Origin of the sequence: Capnocytophaga sp. oral taxon 329 str. F0087 (genome assembly GCF_000213295.2) — a bacterium.
Lineage (GTDB): Bacteria > Bacteroidota > Bacteroidia > Flavobacteriales > Flavobacteriaceae > Capnocytophaga > Capnocytophaga leadbetteri_A.
This window is the reverse complement of sequence record NZ_KN390029.1, coordinates 1-16,052: the sequence shown is the minus strand read 5'-3', so window position 1 is coordinate 16,052 and position 16,052 is coordinate 1. Positions and strand designations below refer to the sequence as shown.

General features: G+C 40.6%; 15 protein-coding genes. 8 read left to right on the top strand and 7 right to left on the bottom strand.

The window, feature by feature from the left end; translation table 11 throughout:
• Positions 1 to 5 precede the first annotated feature (5 nt).
• Both HMPREF9074_RS09260 and HMPREF9074_RS09255 read left to right on the top strand, forming a co-directional pair.
• On the top strand, positions 6 to 890 hold the full coding sequence (locus HMPREF9074_RS09260; RefSeq protein ID WP_009388931.1) for a DnaJ C-terminal domain-containing protein: 885 nt from the start codon (positions 6 to 8) through the stop codon (positions 888 to 890).
• Positions 891 to 892: 2 nt separating this feature from the next.
• Entirely contained in the window at positions 893 to 1,138 is a 246-nt protein-coding gene (locus tag HMPREF9074_RS09255) for a chaperone modulator CbpM (protein WP_009388930.1), read from the top strand.
• A gap of 54 nt (positions 1,139 to 1,192) precedes the next feature.
• Here the strand turns inward: HMPREF9074_RS09255 and HMPREF9074_RS09250 are convergent, their stop codons facing one another.
• The 4 genes from HMPREF9074_RS09250 to HMPREF9074_RS09235 are packed head-to-tail and all read right to left on the bottom strand — an operon-like array spanning position 1,193 to position 6,317.
• Entirely contained in the window at positions 1,193 to 1,984 is a 792-nt protein-coding gene (locus HMPREF9074_RS09250; protein WP_009388929.1) for a TatD family hydrolase, read from the bottom strand.
• Positions 1,985 to 1,990: 6 nt separating this feature from the next.
• Complete coding sequence (locus HMPREF9074_RS09245; RefSeq protein WP_009388928.1) at positions 1,991 to 2,359, bottom strand: ribosomal maturation YjgA family protein; 369 nt, start codon at positions 2,357 to 2,359, stop codon at positions 1,991 to 1,993.
• A gap of 8 nt (positions 2,360 to 2,367) precedes the next feature.
• Complete coding sequence (locus tag HMPREF9074_RS09240) at positions 2,368 to 3,495, bottom strand: LamG-like jellyroll fold domain-containing protein (RefSeq protein ID WP_009388927.1); 1,128 nt, start codon at positions 3,493 to 3,495, stop codon at positions 2,368 to 2,370.
• 5 nt (positions 3,496 to 3,500) lie between these two features.
• On the bottom strand, positions 3,501 to 6,317 hold the full coding sequence (locus tag HMPREF9074_RS09235) for a TonB-dependent receptor plug domain-containing protein (protein WP_009388926.1): 2,817 nt from the start codon (positions 6,315 to 6,317) through the stop codon (positions 3,501 to 3,503).
• 224 nt (positions 6,318 to 6,541) lie between these two features.
• On the opposite strand from HMPREF9074_RS09235, the gene ffh reads away from it, so the two are divergent.
• The 6 genes from ffh to HMPREF9074_RS09205 all read left to right on the top strand — a co-directional run bounded on the left by ffh (position 6,542) and on the right by HMPREF9074_RS09205 (position 11,779).
• Positions 6,542 to 7,870 (top strand): signal recognition particle protein, encoded by a 1,329-nt coding sequence (gene ffh / locus HMPREF9074_RS09230; RefSeq protein WP_009388925.1) that lies wholly within the window; start codon positions 6,542 to 6,544, stop codon positions 7,868 to 7,870.
• Between the two features lie 25 nt (positions 7,871 to 7,895).
• Complete coding sequence (locus HMPREF9074_RS09225; RefSeq protein ID WP_009388924.1) at positions 7,896 to 8,327, top strand: DUF2750 domain-containing protein; 432 nt, start codon at positions 7,896 to 7,898, stop codon at positions 8,325 to 8,327.
• 27 nt (positions 8,328 to 8,354) lie between these two features.
• Positions 8,355 to 9,236, top strand: coding sequence for a bifunctional methylenetetrahydrofolate dehydrogenase/methenyltetrahydrofolate cyclohydrolase FolD (gene folD / locus HMPREF9074_RS09220; RefSeq protein ID WP_009388923.1), 882 nt, complete (start codon positions 8,355 to 8,357; stop codon positions 9,234 to 9,236).
• Positions 9,237 to 9,332: 96 nt separating this feature from the next.
• Positions 9,333 to 10,082 (top strand): triose-phosphate isomerase, encoded by a 750-nt coding sequence (tpiA, locus tag HMPREF9074_RS09215; protein WP_009388922.1) that lies wholly within the window; start codon positions 9,333 to 9,335, stop codon positions 10,080 to 10,082.
• Between the two features lie 71 nt (positions 10,083 to 10,153).
• A complete protein-coding gene (gene hemE, locus HMPREF9074_RS09210) occupies positions 10,154 to 11,176 on the top strand; it encodes a uroporphyrinogen decarboxylase (protein ID WP_009388921.1) in 1,023 nt (340 codons plus the stop codon).
• Between the two features lie 9 nt (positions 11,177 to 11,185).
• Entirely contained in the window at positions 11,186 to 11,779 is a 594-nt protein-coding gene (locus HMPREF9074_RS09205) for a lipoprotein signal peptidase (protein ID WP_009388920.1), read from the top strand.
• A 59-nt stretch (positions 11,780 to 11,838) separates the two neighbouring features.
• Here HMPREF9074_RS09205 and HMPREF9074_RS09200 read toward each other — a convergent pair whose 3' ends face one another.
• From HMPREF9074_RS09200 to HMPREF9074_RS09190, 3 genes are all read right to left on the bottom strand, one after another.
• Positions 11,839 to 12,717 carry a CPBP family intramembrane glutamic endopeptidase gene (locus HMPREF9074_RS09200; protein WP_009388919.1) on the bottom strand — a complete coding sequence of 293 codons (879 nt, stop codon included), beginning with the start codon at positions 12,715 to 12,717 and terminating at the stop codon, positions 11,839 to 11,841.
• A gap of 2 nt (positions 12,718 to 12,719) precedes the next feature.
• Entirely contained in the window at positions 12,720 to 14,804 is a 2,085-nt protein-coding gene (locus tag HMPREF9074_RS09195; RefSeq protein ID WP_009388918.1) for an alpha-L-fucosidase, read from the bottom strand.
• 86 nt (positions 14,805 to 14,890) lie between these two features.
• Complete coding sequence (locus tag HMPREF9074_RS09190; RefSeq protein WP_009388917.1) at positions 14,891 to 15,979, bottom strand: CapA family protein; 1,089 nt, start codon at positions 15,977 to 15,979, stop codon at positions 14,891 to 14,893.
• Positions 15,980 to 16,052: the final 73 nt, after the last annotated feature.

The window sequence follows — 16,052 nt, the reverse complement described above, 5'->3', positions numbered from 1 at the left end:
AACGTATGATAGATTACTATAAAACTTTAGAGGTTAGTAAAACAGCTACTCAAGATGAAATCAAAAAAGCATATCGGAAGTTAGCACGCAAATATCACCCTGATATGAACCCTAATGATAAGAATGCTGAACAAAAGTTTAAAGAAATTAACGAGGCAAACGAAGTACTTTCTAATCCCGAAAACCGTGCTAAATATGATAAATATGGTGAACACTGGCAACACGGCGAAGAATACGAAAGAGCACAACAACAAGCACAAGGCGGGTTTGGAGGCTTCGCACAAGGCGACTTTCAAGAAGGTGACTATTCTGATTTCTTCCGCAATATGTTTGGCGGTCGTGCAGAAGGCTTCGGTCGTGGGTATGGTAGTGCAGCAGGCAAGTTTAAAGGACAAGACATCTATGCCGATATGCAACTTTCTTTGCGAGAAGCCGCTGTTACTCAACAACGTACTTTTTCAGTAAACGGTCAGAATATACGTATTACTGTACCAGCAGGAGTATATGAGGGGCTACAAATAAAGCTAAAAGGACACGGGCATCAGGGTTATAACGGTGGGCCTAATGGCGATCTATACATTACTTTCCACATAACACCTGATAATCAGTTTGAACGTGATGGAAATGACCTGAAAACCACTGTTAATATCGACCTTTATACAGCTGTGCTTGGTGGTGAAGTGCTAATTGAAACTCTTAACGGCAAAGTGAAAATGAAAGTGGTTGCCGAAACCCAAAACGGTACTACTGTACGCCTAAAAGGTAAAGGTATGCCTATCTACAAACAAGAAGGAGCTTTCGGTGACCTATTCGTTAGTTACCACGTCACTCTGCCCCAGAATCTCACCGATAAACAAAAGGCATTATTCGAACAACTTAAAAATTCATAGTTATGGAAGAAAGAATATCTAAAGAAGAAATAATCCGTTTGTACAATATAGAAATCTCATTTTTTAACGACCTGGTATCAAGCGGACTTATACAAACAGAGGTAATTGATAACACTACCTATCTGCATTATGACCAGCTTTCTGCTTTCGAGCGTTTTACTAACTGGCATTACGACTTAGAGGTAAATATGGCTGGCCTCGAAATTATTCATCATCTACTCCAACAGATAGAAGCACTTAAACATTAAATAATAATAAAATAATAAGGGGTGAGTTGTTATTCACCCCTTATTATTTTATTATTACAATTTAAAAAGAGCTTCTGCATTTTCGCGAGTTTTATCAGCTACTGCTTTTAAGGGGACTCCCTTATAGTGTGCTATAGTTTGTGCTACATATGGCAAAAAAGCGGGCTCATTGCGTCTTTGCTGATGGTACGACAACTGACGTGTTGGCACATTCTTAGGCATCATAAAAGGTGCATCTGTCTCTATAAGCATACGATCTAAAGGTACATAACGTACTACTTCTTCTAAAGCTGCAAATCTACGCATATCGGTTATAGCACCGGTAAAACCTATGTAATACCCCATTTCTAAATAAGTTTTTGCCTCTTTTAATTGTCCCGTAAAGCAATGCACTACCCCTTCAGGCAATGAAGAGTGCTCCTTAAGTATGGCTATGAAACGATCGAAAGCAGCTCGTTCGTGAAGAAAGAGCGGTTTTTGCACCTCTTCAGCTAATGACAATTGTGCGTGAAAGCAGCTTTCTTGCACTGGACGAGGCGAAAAATCGCGGTCGAAGTCTAAGCCACACTCGCCTACCGCTACTACCTTTTTCTCTTTGAGCAATGCCGCTAATATCTTGATACTCTCAGCGTTCATCGTCTTAGCATCGTGGGGATGAATACCCGCAGTAGCAAATAGCGTTTCAGGGTATTCTTTAGCTAAAGCCAAAGCTTCCTTACTGCTTCGCACACTCGTTCCCGTGAGTAGTATCTGCTCTACCCCTGCACTTATTGCCCTATCTATTACTTCATCATACTCACCTGCAAACTGCTTATTAGTGAGATTGATACCTATATCTATATACATTTCTTTTTAATTACGAGTTGTTAATTGCAAAATGAGGCAGCCTATGGCATAGCTTAGTATATCGCCCCACGAAAAGTGATTGCCTAATATGATATACCCTAAACTTCCTTTAGTAAATCCTAAATAAGTGGCTACTCCAAAATATTGCAATACTTCTACTAATACCGCAAAAAGAAAAATACCCCCTATCAGCTTGCTCTTGTTTCTGACTTTTACTACCGAAAGCACTAAGCAATACAATAATATCACCACTAATACATCGCCTATATAGCTCCTTATAAAACCTATGCGACTGAATACCGTAGCGATAAGAAATTCTATACCTAATAAGGCTAATGCCCATAATGCGTATTTCTTGTTAAATTTTATTCTCATTTTAAATGTTAGTCGTTGTTAGGAAACGCATACCCCATTCCTCTGTAATTATCAAAGGTTGCCCCTGCAGGTATAGGCATATCTAAGCCTCCGTAAGCTGACCAGTCCCAGAGGAAGGTCTCATCATCGGTTACTTGCTTGGTATAAGGTTCTTTCTTCTTCCCATTCAAAGGTAAGTAGAACAGCAAATCAGAGTGTGCTGACTGTAGGTGCCATAGCTTATCAACTACCTCGCGTGGTGTAAGGGCTCGTTGCCAAAATCGAACTTCTCTGATAAGTTGTTTGCTACCAGCTATCGTCAGCTGATTGAGAGACAAAGTCTCACCCTTTATTTGCTCTTGAGCAAGTAGCTCGCCATTGACATATACCCTAAGCGTATGGCTATCATAGCTCACTGAAAGGGCATACCATTTGTTAGCAGCTGCCTGCAAACGCTCTTTAGAAACAGTTAGTGTTCTTTCAGCCCACTTTACTTGCAATTGTTGTGCCGCAAAGCCGACTGATAGTGTGTCATTAATAGTTATCAGAGGTGTATTATCGGCTATAGTAGGCAGATTTACCGTAAATTCTAACGTCCAGCGGGGGAGCTTTTCTCTAAGTAACCCTGATTTAGTAGCATCTGTAGTACCCATACGCAGTACTTTAGCCCTTACCTCTTGGCGTACGATGAGCAAGAGCCGGTCTTGTCCGTTTAACACAGGTAGGTTCTTACTGCCTAACAGCTGTAGAGGCAACGCATATACCTCATTCTCATCGGCAAAAGTAAGTCCTTCAAGCGTTAGATTGATAGCTGATTCGCGGTCATTGTGGTCGAATATCACATTATCATCTATTTTGTAGGTCGCTTTAGGCAACAACTTATAGGCAGTGCCGTATTGCGCATTATAGTCGGTAAGAGCCAGTGTATCGCCAACTACTATAGTAGCTGCTGTTATCTCTTCTGAAGGCTGCAACAGCTTAGCTTTTAGCACCTTTATTTCATTTTCTTGGGAAGGTATCACATAGACCTCGCGAGTACTACTACCGTCTAAGTACAATGCTTGACGTGTAGGAGGTGCCAGAGTGGCATCATCTCCTTCGTTTTGGCAAGCCCCTAAAGTAGCTGCCAAAGCAATATATATAAATACTTTTTTCATAACACTTAGAATTGAAAATTAACCTTTAGTCCGTAACTCCTTACACTAGGCAACATAAATAGGTTGTAGCCAGCCTCATAAGTGCCCGTACCTGATACTAGCTCAGGGTCGAAAGGAGCTTTGTTATAGAGCATCAGCACATTGTCGGCTATGAGTGACAGGCTAAAGTCACTAAAGCCTTTTATCATAGAAATCTTATTAAAATGGTACGTAAGTGCTAAGCGTTGCAGGCGTAAGTTAGTAGCCTCATACACATACTTTTCAGTAGGTTTGTGTTGAAAATAATAAGGTGCAGGAATACCTAAAAGATCGTTTTCGGTATCGCGTGCTGTAGCCGAAGCTTGTGAAACCCCATAACGATCTAAATAGCGCTCGGTATCTGATAACACTTCGCCCCCTAAACGCGCTTTTATCCAGAAATCAAAATCCCAATTTTTGTAAGTTATAGCTCCTTTCAATCCAAAAAGCCAATCAGGATTGGTACTGCCTAAGCGTTTGCCATTGGTATCGTATAAGTCGCCTATCTGGTCGCCCTCACGCAGCCTGAAATAGTCATTCAGTATTTGTTCTGTGCCTAATTGGGTTATCTTGTTGCGGTTGGCAGTAGCATTGAGAGCCAATCTATATCTGAAAAGGCTAGAGTTATTTCTATAGATAGCCGATAACTCTATACCTTGGTTTTCTACTTCGCCTGCCTGCGCCCATTGGTAGGTATATACTGAACCATACGGCATAGTTGTTGGCACTAACTGATTGCTGGTGAGAGTGCGGTACACAGCAGCATTTAGCCCTACCTGATCATTCAACCAACTCGTACTAATACCTGCTTCGTAAGAGCGGGTGCGTTCAGGCTGTAGTTTTTCGGGGAGGAAGATGCGTTCATTCCAACCTTTATAGCGAAGAGGGGCTGCTACTTCAGTGTAAAATGCCCATACCTTGGCATTTAGCAAATACTTAATATCTAAGTCGAACATTTTGAGCAAACTGGTAGACAAACCTACTGATGGACTTATAATGGCTTTGCTACTAGCATAAGGATGAGATAATGAGAAGTCTGCTCGCCCTGAAGCGGTTAGCTGTAAATACTTCCACCAGACTTCAGCCAAAAGAAAGGCAGCCCCATTCTTCTGCTGATAATCGAGATGGTTAGGGAGTACCCTCAGTTGTGAAGGAGTTATATTTGCTAGATTAAACTTATTAGGAGAAAGCAGATTGCCTCCATACCCCTCTCTGTTTTGTGCCGTAGCCTGATAGATAGCCCCTGCATAGGTAGTAAACTGTAAATGTCCGTATATCGTGCTTACGTATTTGAGTATGGCATCGGCATATTGCTGTTGGGTACTCTCTTTCTCTGAGGCATAATAACCATTTTCGCCTGCATAAGCTGGTAAGGTAGAAGCATAACGCCTGTCCTCGCGCTTATAGTAGCTATTATCTAAGCTGAAGCGTGTAGTGAGACTGAATCTGTTACTGATATTAAAAAACAATTTGCTCGACAAAAAATAGCGATCTTTGCTCTCAGGGCGCACATTGCGATAGGCCACCCAATAGGGGTTTTGTATATTCTCACCCATATCGGCAGGGGTATCGGCTGTGCCTGACCCAGCATACCAATACTGTTTAGCATAGCCTAAATCGGGGTCATAACGTTCGAAATAACGCTCTTGGGCAAAGTTTTCGCCTCTGGGGTAAAGATAAAGCCCCGCAATAGGGTTGGAAGCGATACCGTGCCCTACTTGGTTGCGCTGAAACTGGTGGGTATACCCCCCTGTGAGGTCTAATACTATATCTTCATTAAGCAACTCGTTAACATTGCGCACCCATATATTATAGCGGTTGTATGCCGTATTGGGTACTATCCCCTTAGTCTGCAATGAACCCACAGAAGCATAAGTGCGGTTAGTGCTACTACCACCTGACAGATTGACTGCCGTCATAGCTTGATAGCCTGTTCGGAAGAAATCTTTGGCATTGAAAGATGAAGGGGTACTGAGCTTGCGCCCCCACGAGGTGTATTGCCCTGCCTCATTGCCATAAGTATTTTGCATTTGGGGCAAATCATACGCATTTTCAAACTGAAGAGAAGATGATAAACGCACTCTAATATCTCGGTTTTGAGGTTTTTGGGTTTGTATAAGCACCACTCCGTTAGCGGCCGATGCACCATAGAGTGCTGAAGCTGAAGCGCCTATAAGTACTCGCACCTCTTTTATGTCTTCTGGATTGAGATCTGAAGGCTGGTCGTATGGCACTCCGTCTATCACGTAGAGCACATTATTATCTGAAAACAAGGAACGCATACCGCGCATCGTCACCCTACGCTCGCCCACTCCTAAGGCGGTGCGCTGCACATTGAGTCCGGCGACCATTCCGTCTAAAGAGCTTACAACATTATCGCTTTGCCCTTGACTGATGTACTTCTGAGTGAAAGCCTCTATTTTATAAGGTATATTACTAGTTTTTTCTATACCTAATGCTATCATTTTTTCCTCAGGAGGTGCTGGGTAAAAACATATTTCCTCTTCTTGCAAAACAACTCCTATCGACACATTTGTATCGCTGGTTTTAGGCACTATTCTACTCACATTTTTGTAGCCTATAACCTTAAACTCTAAGATGCTACCTGCACGTGCTTGTATTGAATACTTACCATCGATGTCGGTAATTATCCCTTGAGTAGTACCTTTTATCACAACAGCTACCCCCATTAAAGGCGTACCGTCAGGCTCTCTGACTACTCCGCTAACAGTTTTAAGTTGCGCGTGCGCCACCCCTGAAAGCCATAGCAAACAAAATATTAACCATCGTACTTTATTTTTCATAATCTTAGCATTTTTAAGTACACGCTACAAATGTACAAAAATTTTCCGAATGAACAAGAAAAAAAGAAAAATATGATCATAAATATTTAGTTCAAACGCACAATTCGAGACTTGAGCTAAGGATAAGCGAAGGATAAGCGAAGGATAAAAGTAAATTTTAGGCTCTTGTATTTCGTATTTCGTATTTATTTATTATCTTTGCCCCACTTTTAAAATAGAATAAAATGTTTGATAATTTAAGCGATAAATTAGAGAAAGCCCTGCATAACCTCAAAGGGCACGGTAAAATTACCGAAATTAACGTAGCCGAAACCCTTAAAGAGGTTCGTCGCGCACTGTTAGACGCCGACGTAAACTATAAAATAGCTAAAGATTTTACCAATACCGTAAAAGAAAAAGCTATCGGTCAGCAGGTACTCACTACCCTACAACCTGGACAGTTGATGGTGAAAATCGTAAAAGATGAACTTACCCAACTGATGGGAGGTGATGCCGCAGGGGTAAATCTGTCGGGTAATCCTACCGTGATATTAATGTCGGGATTGCAAGGTTCGGGTAAGACTACTTTCTCTGGAAAATTAGCTAACTATCTGAAAACCAAAAAGAACAAAAAGCCCCTCTTAGTGGCTTGCGACGTGTACCGCCCTGCTGCGATAGACCAGCTACACATAGTAGGCGAGCAGGTAGGCGTACCGGTATTTTCAGACAAAGGCAATAACAATCCTGTGGATATCGCTCTGAAAGGTTTGGCTTACGCTAAGGAAAATCATCTGAACGTGGTGATTGTCGATACGGCAGGTCGTTTGGCAGTTGATGAACAGATGATGAACGAAATATCAAACATTCACCAAGCTATCAAACCACACGAAACGCTCTTCGTAGTAGATGCGATGACCGGACAAGATGCGGTAAACACAGCTAAAGCCTTCAACGATGTACTTAACTTTGACGGGGTTATACTTACCAAATTAGATGGTGATACCCGCGGAGGGGCTGCTATCACCATCAAATCAGTAGTAAATAAACCTATCAAGTTCGTTGGTACAGGCGAGAAGATGGACGCTATAGATGTGTTCTACCCTGACCGTATGGCTGACCGTATCCTCGGTATGGGGGACGTGGTTTCGCTCGTTGAACGCGCCCAAGAGCAATTTGACGAAGAACAGGCTCGCAAACTACAGAAGAAAATTGCTAAAAACCAATTTGGCTTTGACGACTTCCTTGAACAAATACAGCAAATAAAGCGTATGGGTAGTATGAAAGACCTACTCGGTATGCTACCAGGGGTGGGCAAAGCGGTGAAAGACCTCGACATAAAAGACGATGCCTTTAAGCATATAGAGGCAATAATTCACTCGATGACCCCTAAAGAGCGCAGCAATCCTGCCATTATAGATATGAGCAGAAAAAAACGCATCGCTAAAGGTAGTGGTCGTGAGCTTCAGGAGGTGAACCAACTGATGAAGCAGTTTGAGCAAATGAGCAAGATGATGAAGATGATGCAAGGCGGCGGCGGTAGAAAAATGATGCAAATGATGCAGGGAATGAGATAAAACCTAATTATAAAAATTACTATTTATGAAAAAGTTTATAGAAACCGTAGTAAAGAACAAAGAGGTGTTCTACTTAGAGGTAGACGAATCGTTCGCTATGTGTAGCTCAGTATCTTTTTATATAGAAGAGACTAACGAGGCTATTCCGGTTGCCCTCTTTTTTGAGGACAAAGACACTGCTTTGGCTTGCAAAACTGAAGATTGGAAAGACGGCATACTGCAATCAGCTACCTTAGAAGAATTTATCGAAATTTGCTTTGGTATGCAGGTAGAAACAATGGCTGTGGGAATAGGCTTTAAAGCTGACCTATCGGGCGGTGAAGAATATATCCCTACAGAAATTGTGAAAGCTCTTATAGATGAAATAGAAAGAACAAAAACCTCTACTACTTTTAGCGATTCGTTTGAGTCTTTAGCACAAGTAAAAGAGGCTTTGCAAATGATAGGCGAACAATAACATTAACAACTAAATACTATAATAAAAATGACTATTTTAGACGGAAAAAAGACCTCGGAAGCACTCAAGCAAGAAATTGCTGAAGAAGTAAAACAACTGAAAGCGGCTGGCAAGAAAGTGCCTCACTTAGCCGCTGTATTAGTAGGCGACAACGGCGCGAGTATTACCTACGTAAACAGCAAGGTAAAAGCCTGCGAACAGGTTGGCTTTGCTTCTACTCTTGTAAAACTACCTGCTGACATAACAGAAGAAGCGCTCTTAAAAGAAATAGACAAGCTCAACGCTAATGCTGATATTGATGGTTATATAGTGCAATTGCCACTGCCTAAGCATATCGATGAGCAAAAAATACTTTTAGCCGTAGACCCTAAGAAAGATGTAGATGGGTTTCACCCTGCTAACTTTGGTAGAATAGCCCTTGATATGGAGGCTTTTATACCTGCTACTCCCTTTGGTATTATGGAGCTCCTAAAACGCTACGAAGTACCTACCAAAGGCAAGCACGTAGTGGTAGTAGGGCGTTCGCATATAGTGGGTAGACCTATCAGTATTTTGCTCAGCCAGAAAGGTGCTCAAGGTAATGCTACTGTTACTCTAACCCACAGTCACACTCCCAACCTTGCCGACTTTACTCGCCAAGCTGACATAATAGTAATGGCGTTAGGAATACCAGAGTTCCTCAAAGGTGATATGGTAAAAGAAGGGGTAACCGTGATAGATGTAGGTATTACACGCTTGCAAGACGATAATGCCCCTAAAGGATACCGTATCGTAGGCGATGTAGCTTTTGATGAAGTGAAAAATAAAGCAAACTACATTACCCCTGTACCTGGTGGTGTAGGCCCTATGACAATAGCTATGCTACTGAAAAACACACTGTTGGCTTGTAAGTGGAGAGAGAGTCGTTAGTAAATTGCTAATCATCAATTGCTAATTGATAATTATTTTGTATCTTTGCGCCACAAGACAACACTTTACCACCTGAAAATAAAAAATTCATTATATATGAGAAAAAAAATTGTAGCAGGAAACTGGAAAATGAATAATGATGTAAACAAATCATTAGCCCTTATTTCAGACCTATTGAAAAAAGTACCTCAAACTGATGCAGAGGTGATGATTGCCCCTACTTTTGTAAACCTTATCCCTTCAGTAGAAGCTGCTAAAGGTAGCGCTATAGAAGTTATCGCTCAGAATATGCACTTCGCTGAAAACGGAGCTTATACAGGCGAAATATCTGCTGAAATGCTAAATGCTATCGGAGTGAAAACTACTATCTTAGGTCACTCTGAACGCCGTGCCTATTTCAACGAAACAGATGAAAGTCTTGCTAAAAAAGTAGATACCGCCCTAAAACACAATATGCGTGTAGTATTCTGTATAGGTGAAGAGCTTGCAGAACGCAAAGCAAACAAGCATTTTGATGTAGTAGGTAGCCAAATAAAGAATGGATTATTCCATCTACCTGCTGAGGCTTGGCAACATATCGTATTGGCTTACGAACCTGTTTGGGCTATCGGTACTGGCGAAACTGCAAGTCCAGAGCAAGCACAAGAAATTCACCATTTTATCCGCAAAACCATTGCTGATAAATACGGCAAAAATGTAGCTGATAGCGTGTCTATCCTATATGGTGGCAGCGTAAAACCTGATAACGCTAAAGAAATCTTTGCTAAAGAAGATGTAGACGGCGGACTTATCGGAGGGGCAGCTCTTAAAGCTGATGATTTCATCAGTATCATCAAAAGTATTTAAGTTATTATTATGCAGAAGAGACTGCCCAAAAACCTTTCGGGCAGCCTCTTCTTTTTTACACCTAACAAAAAATGTTACAAAACGATATATTTCTACGCGTACTAAATGGCGAAAGCACTGAACGCCCTCCTGTGTGGATGATGCGTCAGGCAGGTAGATATTTGCCTGAATTTAGAGCTTTACGCGATAAATACGACTTCTTTACACGCTGTAAAACTCCTGAATTAGCAGCCGAAATAACAGTACAACCAGTTGATATTGTAGGCGTAGATGCTGCTATCTTATTCTCAGACATCTTAGTCGTACCTCAAGCGATGAATATTGAGGTAGAAATGAAAAAAGGTGTAGGCCCTTGGCTCCCTAATCCTATACGTACCGCCAAAGATGTGGCTCAAGTGATTGTACCTGACATTGAAGAAACATTGGGCTATGTGCTTGAGGCAGTAAAGCTTACCAAACAGCGACTTAACAATCGCGTGCCTCTGATTGGTTTTGCAGGGTCTCCTTTCACTATCTTCTGTTATGCTGTACAAGGCTCTAGCTCTCGCGATTTTGCTACGGCTAAAGAGCTTTGCTTTACCGATGCTGCAACCGCACATCAGTTGCTACAGAAAATAACTGATACTACTATATTATACCTAAAAGAAAAGGTGAAAGCAGGGGTAGATGCTGTGCAGATATTCGATAGTTGGGGTGGAGTGCTCTCGCCTGAAGATTATCGTACTTTTTCTTGGCAATATATCAATCAGATAGTTGAAGCCCTAGCGCCGCTGACTAAAGTAATTGTATTTGGCAAAGGCTGCTGGTTTGCATTACCTGAAATGGCTGCCTCTAAAGCTTCTGCTTTAGGTATTGACTGGACGTGCAGCCCTGAAAAAGCAAGAGAACTAACCGGAGGAAAGATAGTGCTACAAGGTAACTTTGACCCTTCTCGCCTACTCTCTTCGCCCGCTGAGATTAAGAAAAAAGTAAAAGAAATGATTGACACTTTTGGAAAGGATAAGTATATAGCGAATTTAGGCCACGGTATTCTACCTAATGTACCGGTAGAAAATGCTATTGCCTTTGTGGAAGCTGTAAAAGAATATCGTTAAGAAAAGATTATGAAGTTAAAACACGCTACTCTTATTATCTTATTGGTGCTCCTCATCGACCAATGGAGCAAAATATACATTAAAACACACTTCATTCTTGATGAAGCGGTAATGGTATTTAGTTGGTTTAAAATCTGCTTTGTTGAGAATGACGGAGCTGCTTGGGGTACTGAAATACCAGGTAAATACGGAAAACTTATACTGACGCTCTTTCGTATTGTTGCTGTTATAGGTATTGGCTATTGGTTGGTTTCTGCCATAAAGAAAAAACAACCTAAGATGCTTATTATCTCTATCTCTCTAATATTAGCAGGTGCTCTGGGCAACATCATTGACTCTGTATTTTACGGAGTTATTTTCGACCAAAGCTATGGCAATATAGCTACGCTTTTCTCACCCAATCCTTATGGTACTTTATTGCACGGAAAGGTAGTAGATATGTTCTATTTCCCAATTATTGACACAGTACTTCCTGATTGGCTGCCTATTTGGGGCGGTAAGCGTTTTAGATTCTTTGAGCCTATATTTAACGTAGCTGATTCTGCTATTTCTATAGCTGTAGGGCTGATGATTGTTTTCCATAAGAAGATATTTAAAAACTAAAAAGATACCAATCCTTAAAAGTAAAAGAGCTGCCCTTGTGGAGCAGCTCTTTTTTATTTTTATCGAGTTATAAGGTGTTTCTTTATATCTTTCCAATGGTATTTCTTAGCATAAATATAAAGCATTAAAGGAAAACAGATTAATAATGGTACCCATAAAGTAAGCCCTAAGGTAGGTTCTGATACATCACGTAATAGAGAAGGGACTTGGAATACTGTCCAATCTGAAGTAACTAAAAGTGCTGTAAAGAGGTTATTAGCCGTATGAAAGCCAAGTGCTAACTCTATGCCGTCATCCATTAAGGTGGTAATTCCTAAGAAGAACCCTGTACCTATATAGTAAATAAGAAGCATATAACCTAATTTCTCCACTTCTGGATTAGCAAGGTGCATCAGTCCGAAAGTAACTGAAGTAACTAATAAAGGTAACCAAGCATTGCGCACTGTAAGTCCTACTGCCTGCATTAAGTAAGCTCTGAAAAAGACCTCTTCAAAGCCTGTTTGCAGAGGCATCATAAGAACCACTATCACCAATAACTTCAGAAAAGGCATCCACTGAAAATTCCATACATACGCTTCGGGGTGTATGACGTAATCTATCAGCGTTACCCCTACTGTTACTACTCCCCATAAAGCAAAAGCAAACCAAAATCGCTTCCAATCTATCTTAGGACGAGCTGTAATTAGAGCAGTTAATGGCTCTCTATGCACATACTTAACCCATAAGAGCAACACTGCTAAAAATATAGCAAAGATTAACAAATTCTCAGTAAGGTACACTAGTTCGCCTTTAGACGCAATTTCTGCCTTGATAAGAGAAGAGGTATCAAATAGTAGTGACACTAAAAAGTTCAACCCTGCAAATGCAAAGAACAGGGTTGGAACTATAATATAAAGCCATTTAGGGCTTAATGATAATTTTGCGTTATTGATATACATTTTTACTGTGTTATAACACCAATTTCTCCGTAAGATACAATGCTCGAATTATCTACAGTTTTAGTAGCTATTAACCTAATATAGCGCGCATTTTCTCTAGTAGCAAAGTTAATACGTTGCTCTATAGGGTTATTCTTTATATTACCAAACTCACCTTCTGATACTTTTTTCCAATGTACGTTATCAGTACTTACTTCAAACACATAATGACTGATAGTACCCTCTGCCCATCTATCTTGTGATGGTAGATAAGTAAAGCCACTCAACGACAAAGTTTCACCTAAATCTATAGTAATAGCAGGGGTATCATTTTCTTTCTTCTGATAGCCCCAAGTAGTAGCACTATCATCTATTATTCTATCAATTGTTTTTACTTCTTTAGCACTAGTAGCTATTACTTTCCACAGTCCTTTAGCTACCTCTATAGAGTGAGAAGCTACCTCGCTGTATTGGTTTCTACTGCGGTCAAAGGCAACTACTTTAAGGGTAGTAGGCTTAGCAAGCGCAAACGGAGAGCCATAACGCATTGATTTTTCAGTAGGAGTCGAACCATCAAGAGTATAGTAAATCTCAGTAGCTTTATCAGCAGCCTTCATATTAATATAGCCATCCTTAGTACGCGTTACCATAGGTGTAACTAACAGCTGAGGAGCGTTATAAATCCCTATATTACTAATAAGAGGAGCTGCTTTGGCGTCTAATATAGTAAAGCGTAATTTAGTAGCAGTTACTGGCTCAAAACGCAAGATGCGTTTATAACCTATAGTAGTTTGTGCATCTATAGGCTGCCATTGTCCGTCTTTTTCGTATTCTATCTTAAAATTCTTAACACGTTGCCCTAAGGCGATGTACTCTTGTGCTAAAAATCTATTGAAAGTAGTAGGTTTGCTAAAAGTAAACTCTAATGATGCATTGGTTACTCCATCTTCTGTAGCCCAATAAGTATTTTTATTACTGTCAATAGCATTTGCCACACTAAAAGGCTTGCGCTCATTACTAGCTTTTACAGTAGCTTGACCTACTAAGTTATCTGCAAAGTCTGCTTCTATCACTTTTTTGAGCTCCATCAATCTCTTGATATCATTCTCGTGTATGAGTCCACGTCTGTCTACTGGTAAGTTAAGCAAAAAGTTATATCCTCTTCCTACTGAAGCGTAGTAAATATCTACCATTTTCTCAAGCGGACGTACTTGGTGGTCTTCGCGTGCGTGGTAGTACCAACCTGGTCTGATAGATACATCTGCCTCTGCAGGTATCCAATTCACACCATTCTCATCACCTTCACCTAAGTGTTTAAAACGAGGGGCTCCTTCTAAAGTAGGATTAGAGGTAAATGGGTTCCAGTTAGTAGTAGTACCATAACCTTTCTCATTACCTATCCAACGTATATCTGGACCTTCATCGCCAAAAATAGTAGCTTGAGGCTGTAATTCGCGTACTATAGCATACGTTTTATCCCATTGATAATAGGTGTCAGCATCTATTTTTCTGTTTTCGTTAGCACCTCCGTAGTAGCCAGTACCTCCATTAGCGCCATCAAACCACACTTCGTATATTTCACCATAGTTAGTAAGCAACTCTCTCAGCTGGTTATGAAAGTAATTAACATATGCCGGACGAGCATATTCTGCGTGATTTCTATCCCAAGGTGATAGATAGACTCCAAATTTTAGTCCTACCTTACGGCACGCCTCTGATAAATCTTTCACAAGGTCGCCTTTACCATTTTTCCAAGGAGAGTTTTTTACTGAATGTTCTGTGTATTTTGAAGGCCACAAACAGAACCCATCGTGGTGCTTAGCAGTTATGATAACCCCTTTCATTCCGGCTTCTTTTATCACTTTCACCCATTGATTTACATCTAATTCAGTAGGGTTAAACAGGGCTGGGTCTTCCCCTCCTGTCCCCCACTCCATATCAGTAAAGGTATTCATATTGAAGTGAATAAAAGCGTAGTATTCCAAATCTTGCCACGCTAATTGACGAGCGGTAGGAATAGGATTTACTGCCTGAGGGGTAGAAACTTTTTGTGTAGTTTTGCAGGCAAACAAACTTAGCGCAGAGGCTAATAGTATAATTTTCTTCATATTTATGGTTATTAAACTTCTTAATTAAGAGATGGTTTATAAGAGCGACAAAGATAGTATTTTATTTACAATCTTACAAATTATTTTTATTTTTCTTCTACTAAAATATTTCCTTTGAATAGTTTGCGAGAATTATTAATAAAAATATTCATACTATCCTTAGCTTCCTCAGTAAGGTCTTTAAAATTATCCTCTTCATATTCTTTGCAAGGTAATATTTCAAAAAGATATTTACCATTAGCTTTTTTCGTCCTATTTACCCATACTAAATGATAACCTTTATCTACTATTCTGGTTGTATGAGCATCTTTTAATAAGGTAAGCGATACCATTGCTCCCCCATCTGAGGGACTCTTGCGCTGATTCGACACAAAATTGCCTAACGAATATACTACAAATTGCTCTTTATGAAGGCCTGTTTGGGCAGTGTAGTACATTGGCTGTAGCACGTGGGGGTGTCCGCCTATAATAATATCTACCCCATTGTCAAACAAAAATTTTGCCACAGCCTCTTGTTGTGTATTTTGGTGTTGCTGGTATTCTATCCCCCAATGAATTACGACAATCAACTTATCCAAAGCCCTCTTTTTAGCTTGGTCTATATCTTCTTTCATCTGGGGTAGGTTGATACGATTCACTATGGTAGGCTCTGGCACAGGCAAGCCGTTAGTACCGTAAGTGTAGTTTAGTATTCCTACTGTGATGCCATTTTTAGAGAGCACCAACAGGTTATGCTTATCAAACGCTGCTTTATCTCTAAAAGTGCCTGTATGAGCTATTTTTAGCGAGTCGAGTACATCTAAAGTTCTGATAATTCCTTTTTTACCTCTATCGCAGGTATGATTGTTGGCTGTTACTAGCACATCTATTCCGCTATTTTGGCAAGCTACCGCCAAGGCATCAGGCGATGAAAACTGCGGATACCCCTTATAGGGCTTACCTCCCAAAGTAACCTCTAGATTAGCTATTGCAAAGTCTGCTTCAGCAAACTTGTGCTTTATTTTGGCAAATACAGGTTCATAATCGTATTGCTTAGTCTTAGCATCGTAAGCCCCCTCTACCTGAGGCCCGTGCCCCATCACATCGCCCATAAAGAGCAAAGAAAGGCGGTTGCCGGCTTCTTGTGCTGTCAAAAAAGCAGGAAAAACAAGTATTATAAGTAGTAATCGTATCATTTGAAGCCTATTTTAGATTGTTTGTTATCTGCTTTTAGTTCTTTAGAGTCTATATTGGTCAATTCAGCTAACG

Excerpts from the sequence above, each read along its gene's own strand:
- HMPREF9074_RS09260 (WP_009388931.1), top strand. The coding sequence starts at position 6 with ATGATAGATTACTATAAAACTTTAGAGGTTAGTAAAACAGCTACTCAA.
- HMPREF9074_RS09255 (WP_009388930.1), top strand. The coding sequence starts at position 893 with ATGGAAGAAAGAATATCTAAAGAAGAAATAATCCGTTTGTACAATATA.
- HMPREF9074_RS09250 (WP_009388929.1), bottom strand. The coding sequence starts at position 1,984 with ATGTATATAGATATAGGTATCAATCTCACTAATAAGCAGTTTGCAGGT.
- HMPREF9074_RS09245 (WP_009388928.1), bottom strand. The coding sequence starts at position 2,359 with ATGAGAATAAAATTTAACAAGAAATACGCATTATGGGCATTAGCCTTA.
- HMPREF9074_RS09240 (WP_009388927.1), bottom strand. The coding sequence starts at position 3,495 with ATGAAAAAAGTATTTATATATATTGCTTTGGCAGCTACTTTAGGGGCT.
- HMPREF9074_RS09235 (WP_009388926.1), bottom strand. The coding sequence starts at position 6,317 with ATGAAAAATAAAGTACGATGGTTAATATTTTGTTTGCTATGGCTTTCA.
- ffh (WP_009388925.1), top strand. The coding sequence starts at position 6,542 with ATGTTTGATAATTTAAGCGATAAATTAGAGAAAGCCCTGCATAACCTC.
- HMPREF9074_RS09225 (WP_009388924.1), top strand. The coding sequence starts at position 7,896 with ATGAAAAAGTTTATAGAAACCGTAGTAAAGAACAAAGAGGTGTTCTAC.
- folD (WP_009388923.1), top strand. The coding sequence starts at position 8,355 with ATGACTATTTTAGACGGAAAAAAGACCTCGGAAGCACTCAAGCAAGAA.
- tpiA (WP_009388922.1), top strand. The coding sequence starts at position 9,333 with ATGAGAAAAAAAATTGTAGCAGGAAACTGGAAAATGAATAATGATGTA.
- hemE (WP_009388921.1), top strand. The coding sequence starts at position 10,154 with ATGTTACAAAACGATATATTTCTACGCGTACTAAATGGCGAAAGCACT.
- HMPREF9074_RS09205 (WP_009388920.1), top strand. The coding sequence starts at position 11,186 with ATGAAGTTAAAACACGCTACTCTTATTATCTTATTGGTGCTCCTCATC.
- HMPREF9074_RS09200 (WP_009388919.1), bottom strand. The coding sequence starts at position 12,717 with ATGTATATCAATAACGCAAAATTATCATTAAGCCCTAAATGGCTTTAT.
- HMPREF9074_RS09195 (WP_009388918.1), bottom strand. The coding sequence starts at position 14,804 with ATGAAGAAAATTATACTATTAGCCTCTGCGCTAAGTTTGTTTGCCTGC.
- HMPREF9074_RS09190 (WP_009388917.1), bottom strand. The coding sequence starts at position 15,979 with ATGATACGATTACTACTTATAATACTTGTTTTTCCTGCTTTTTTGACA.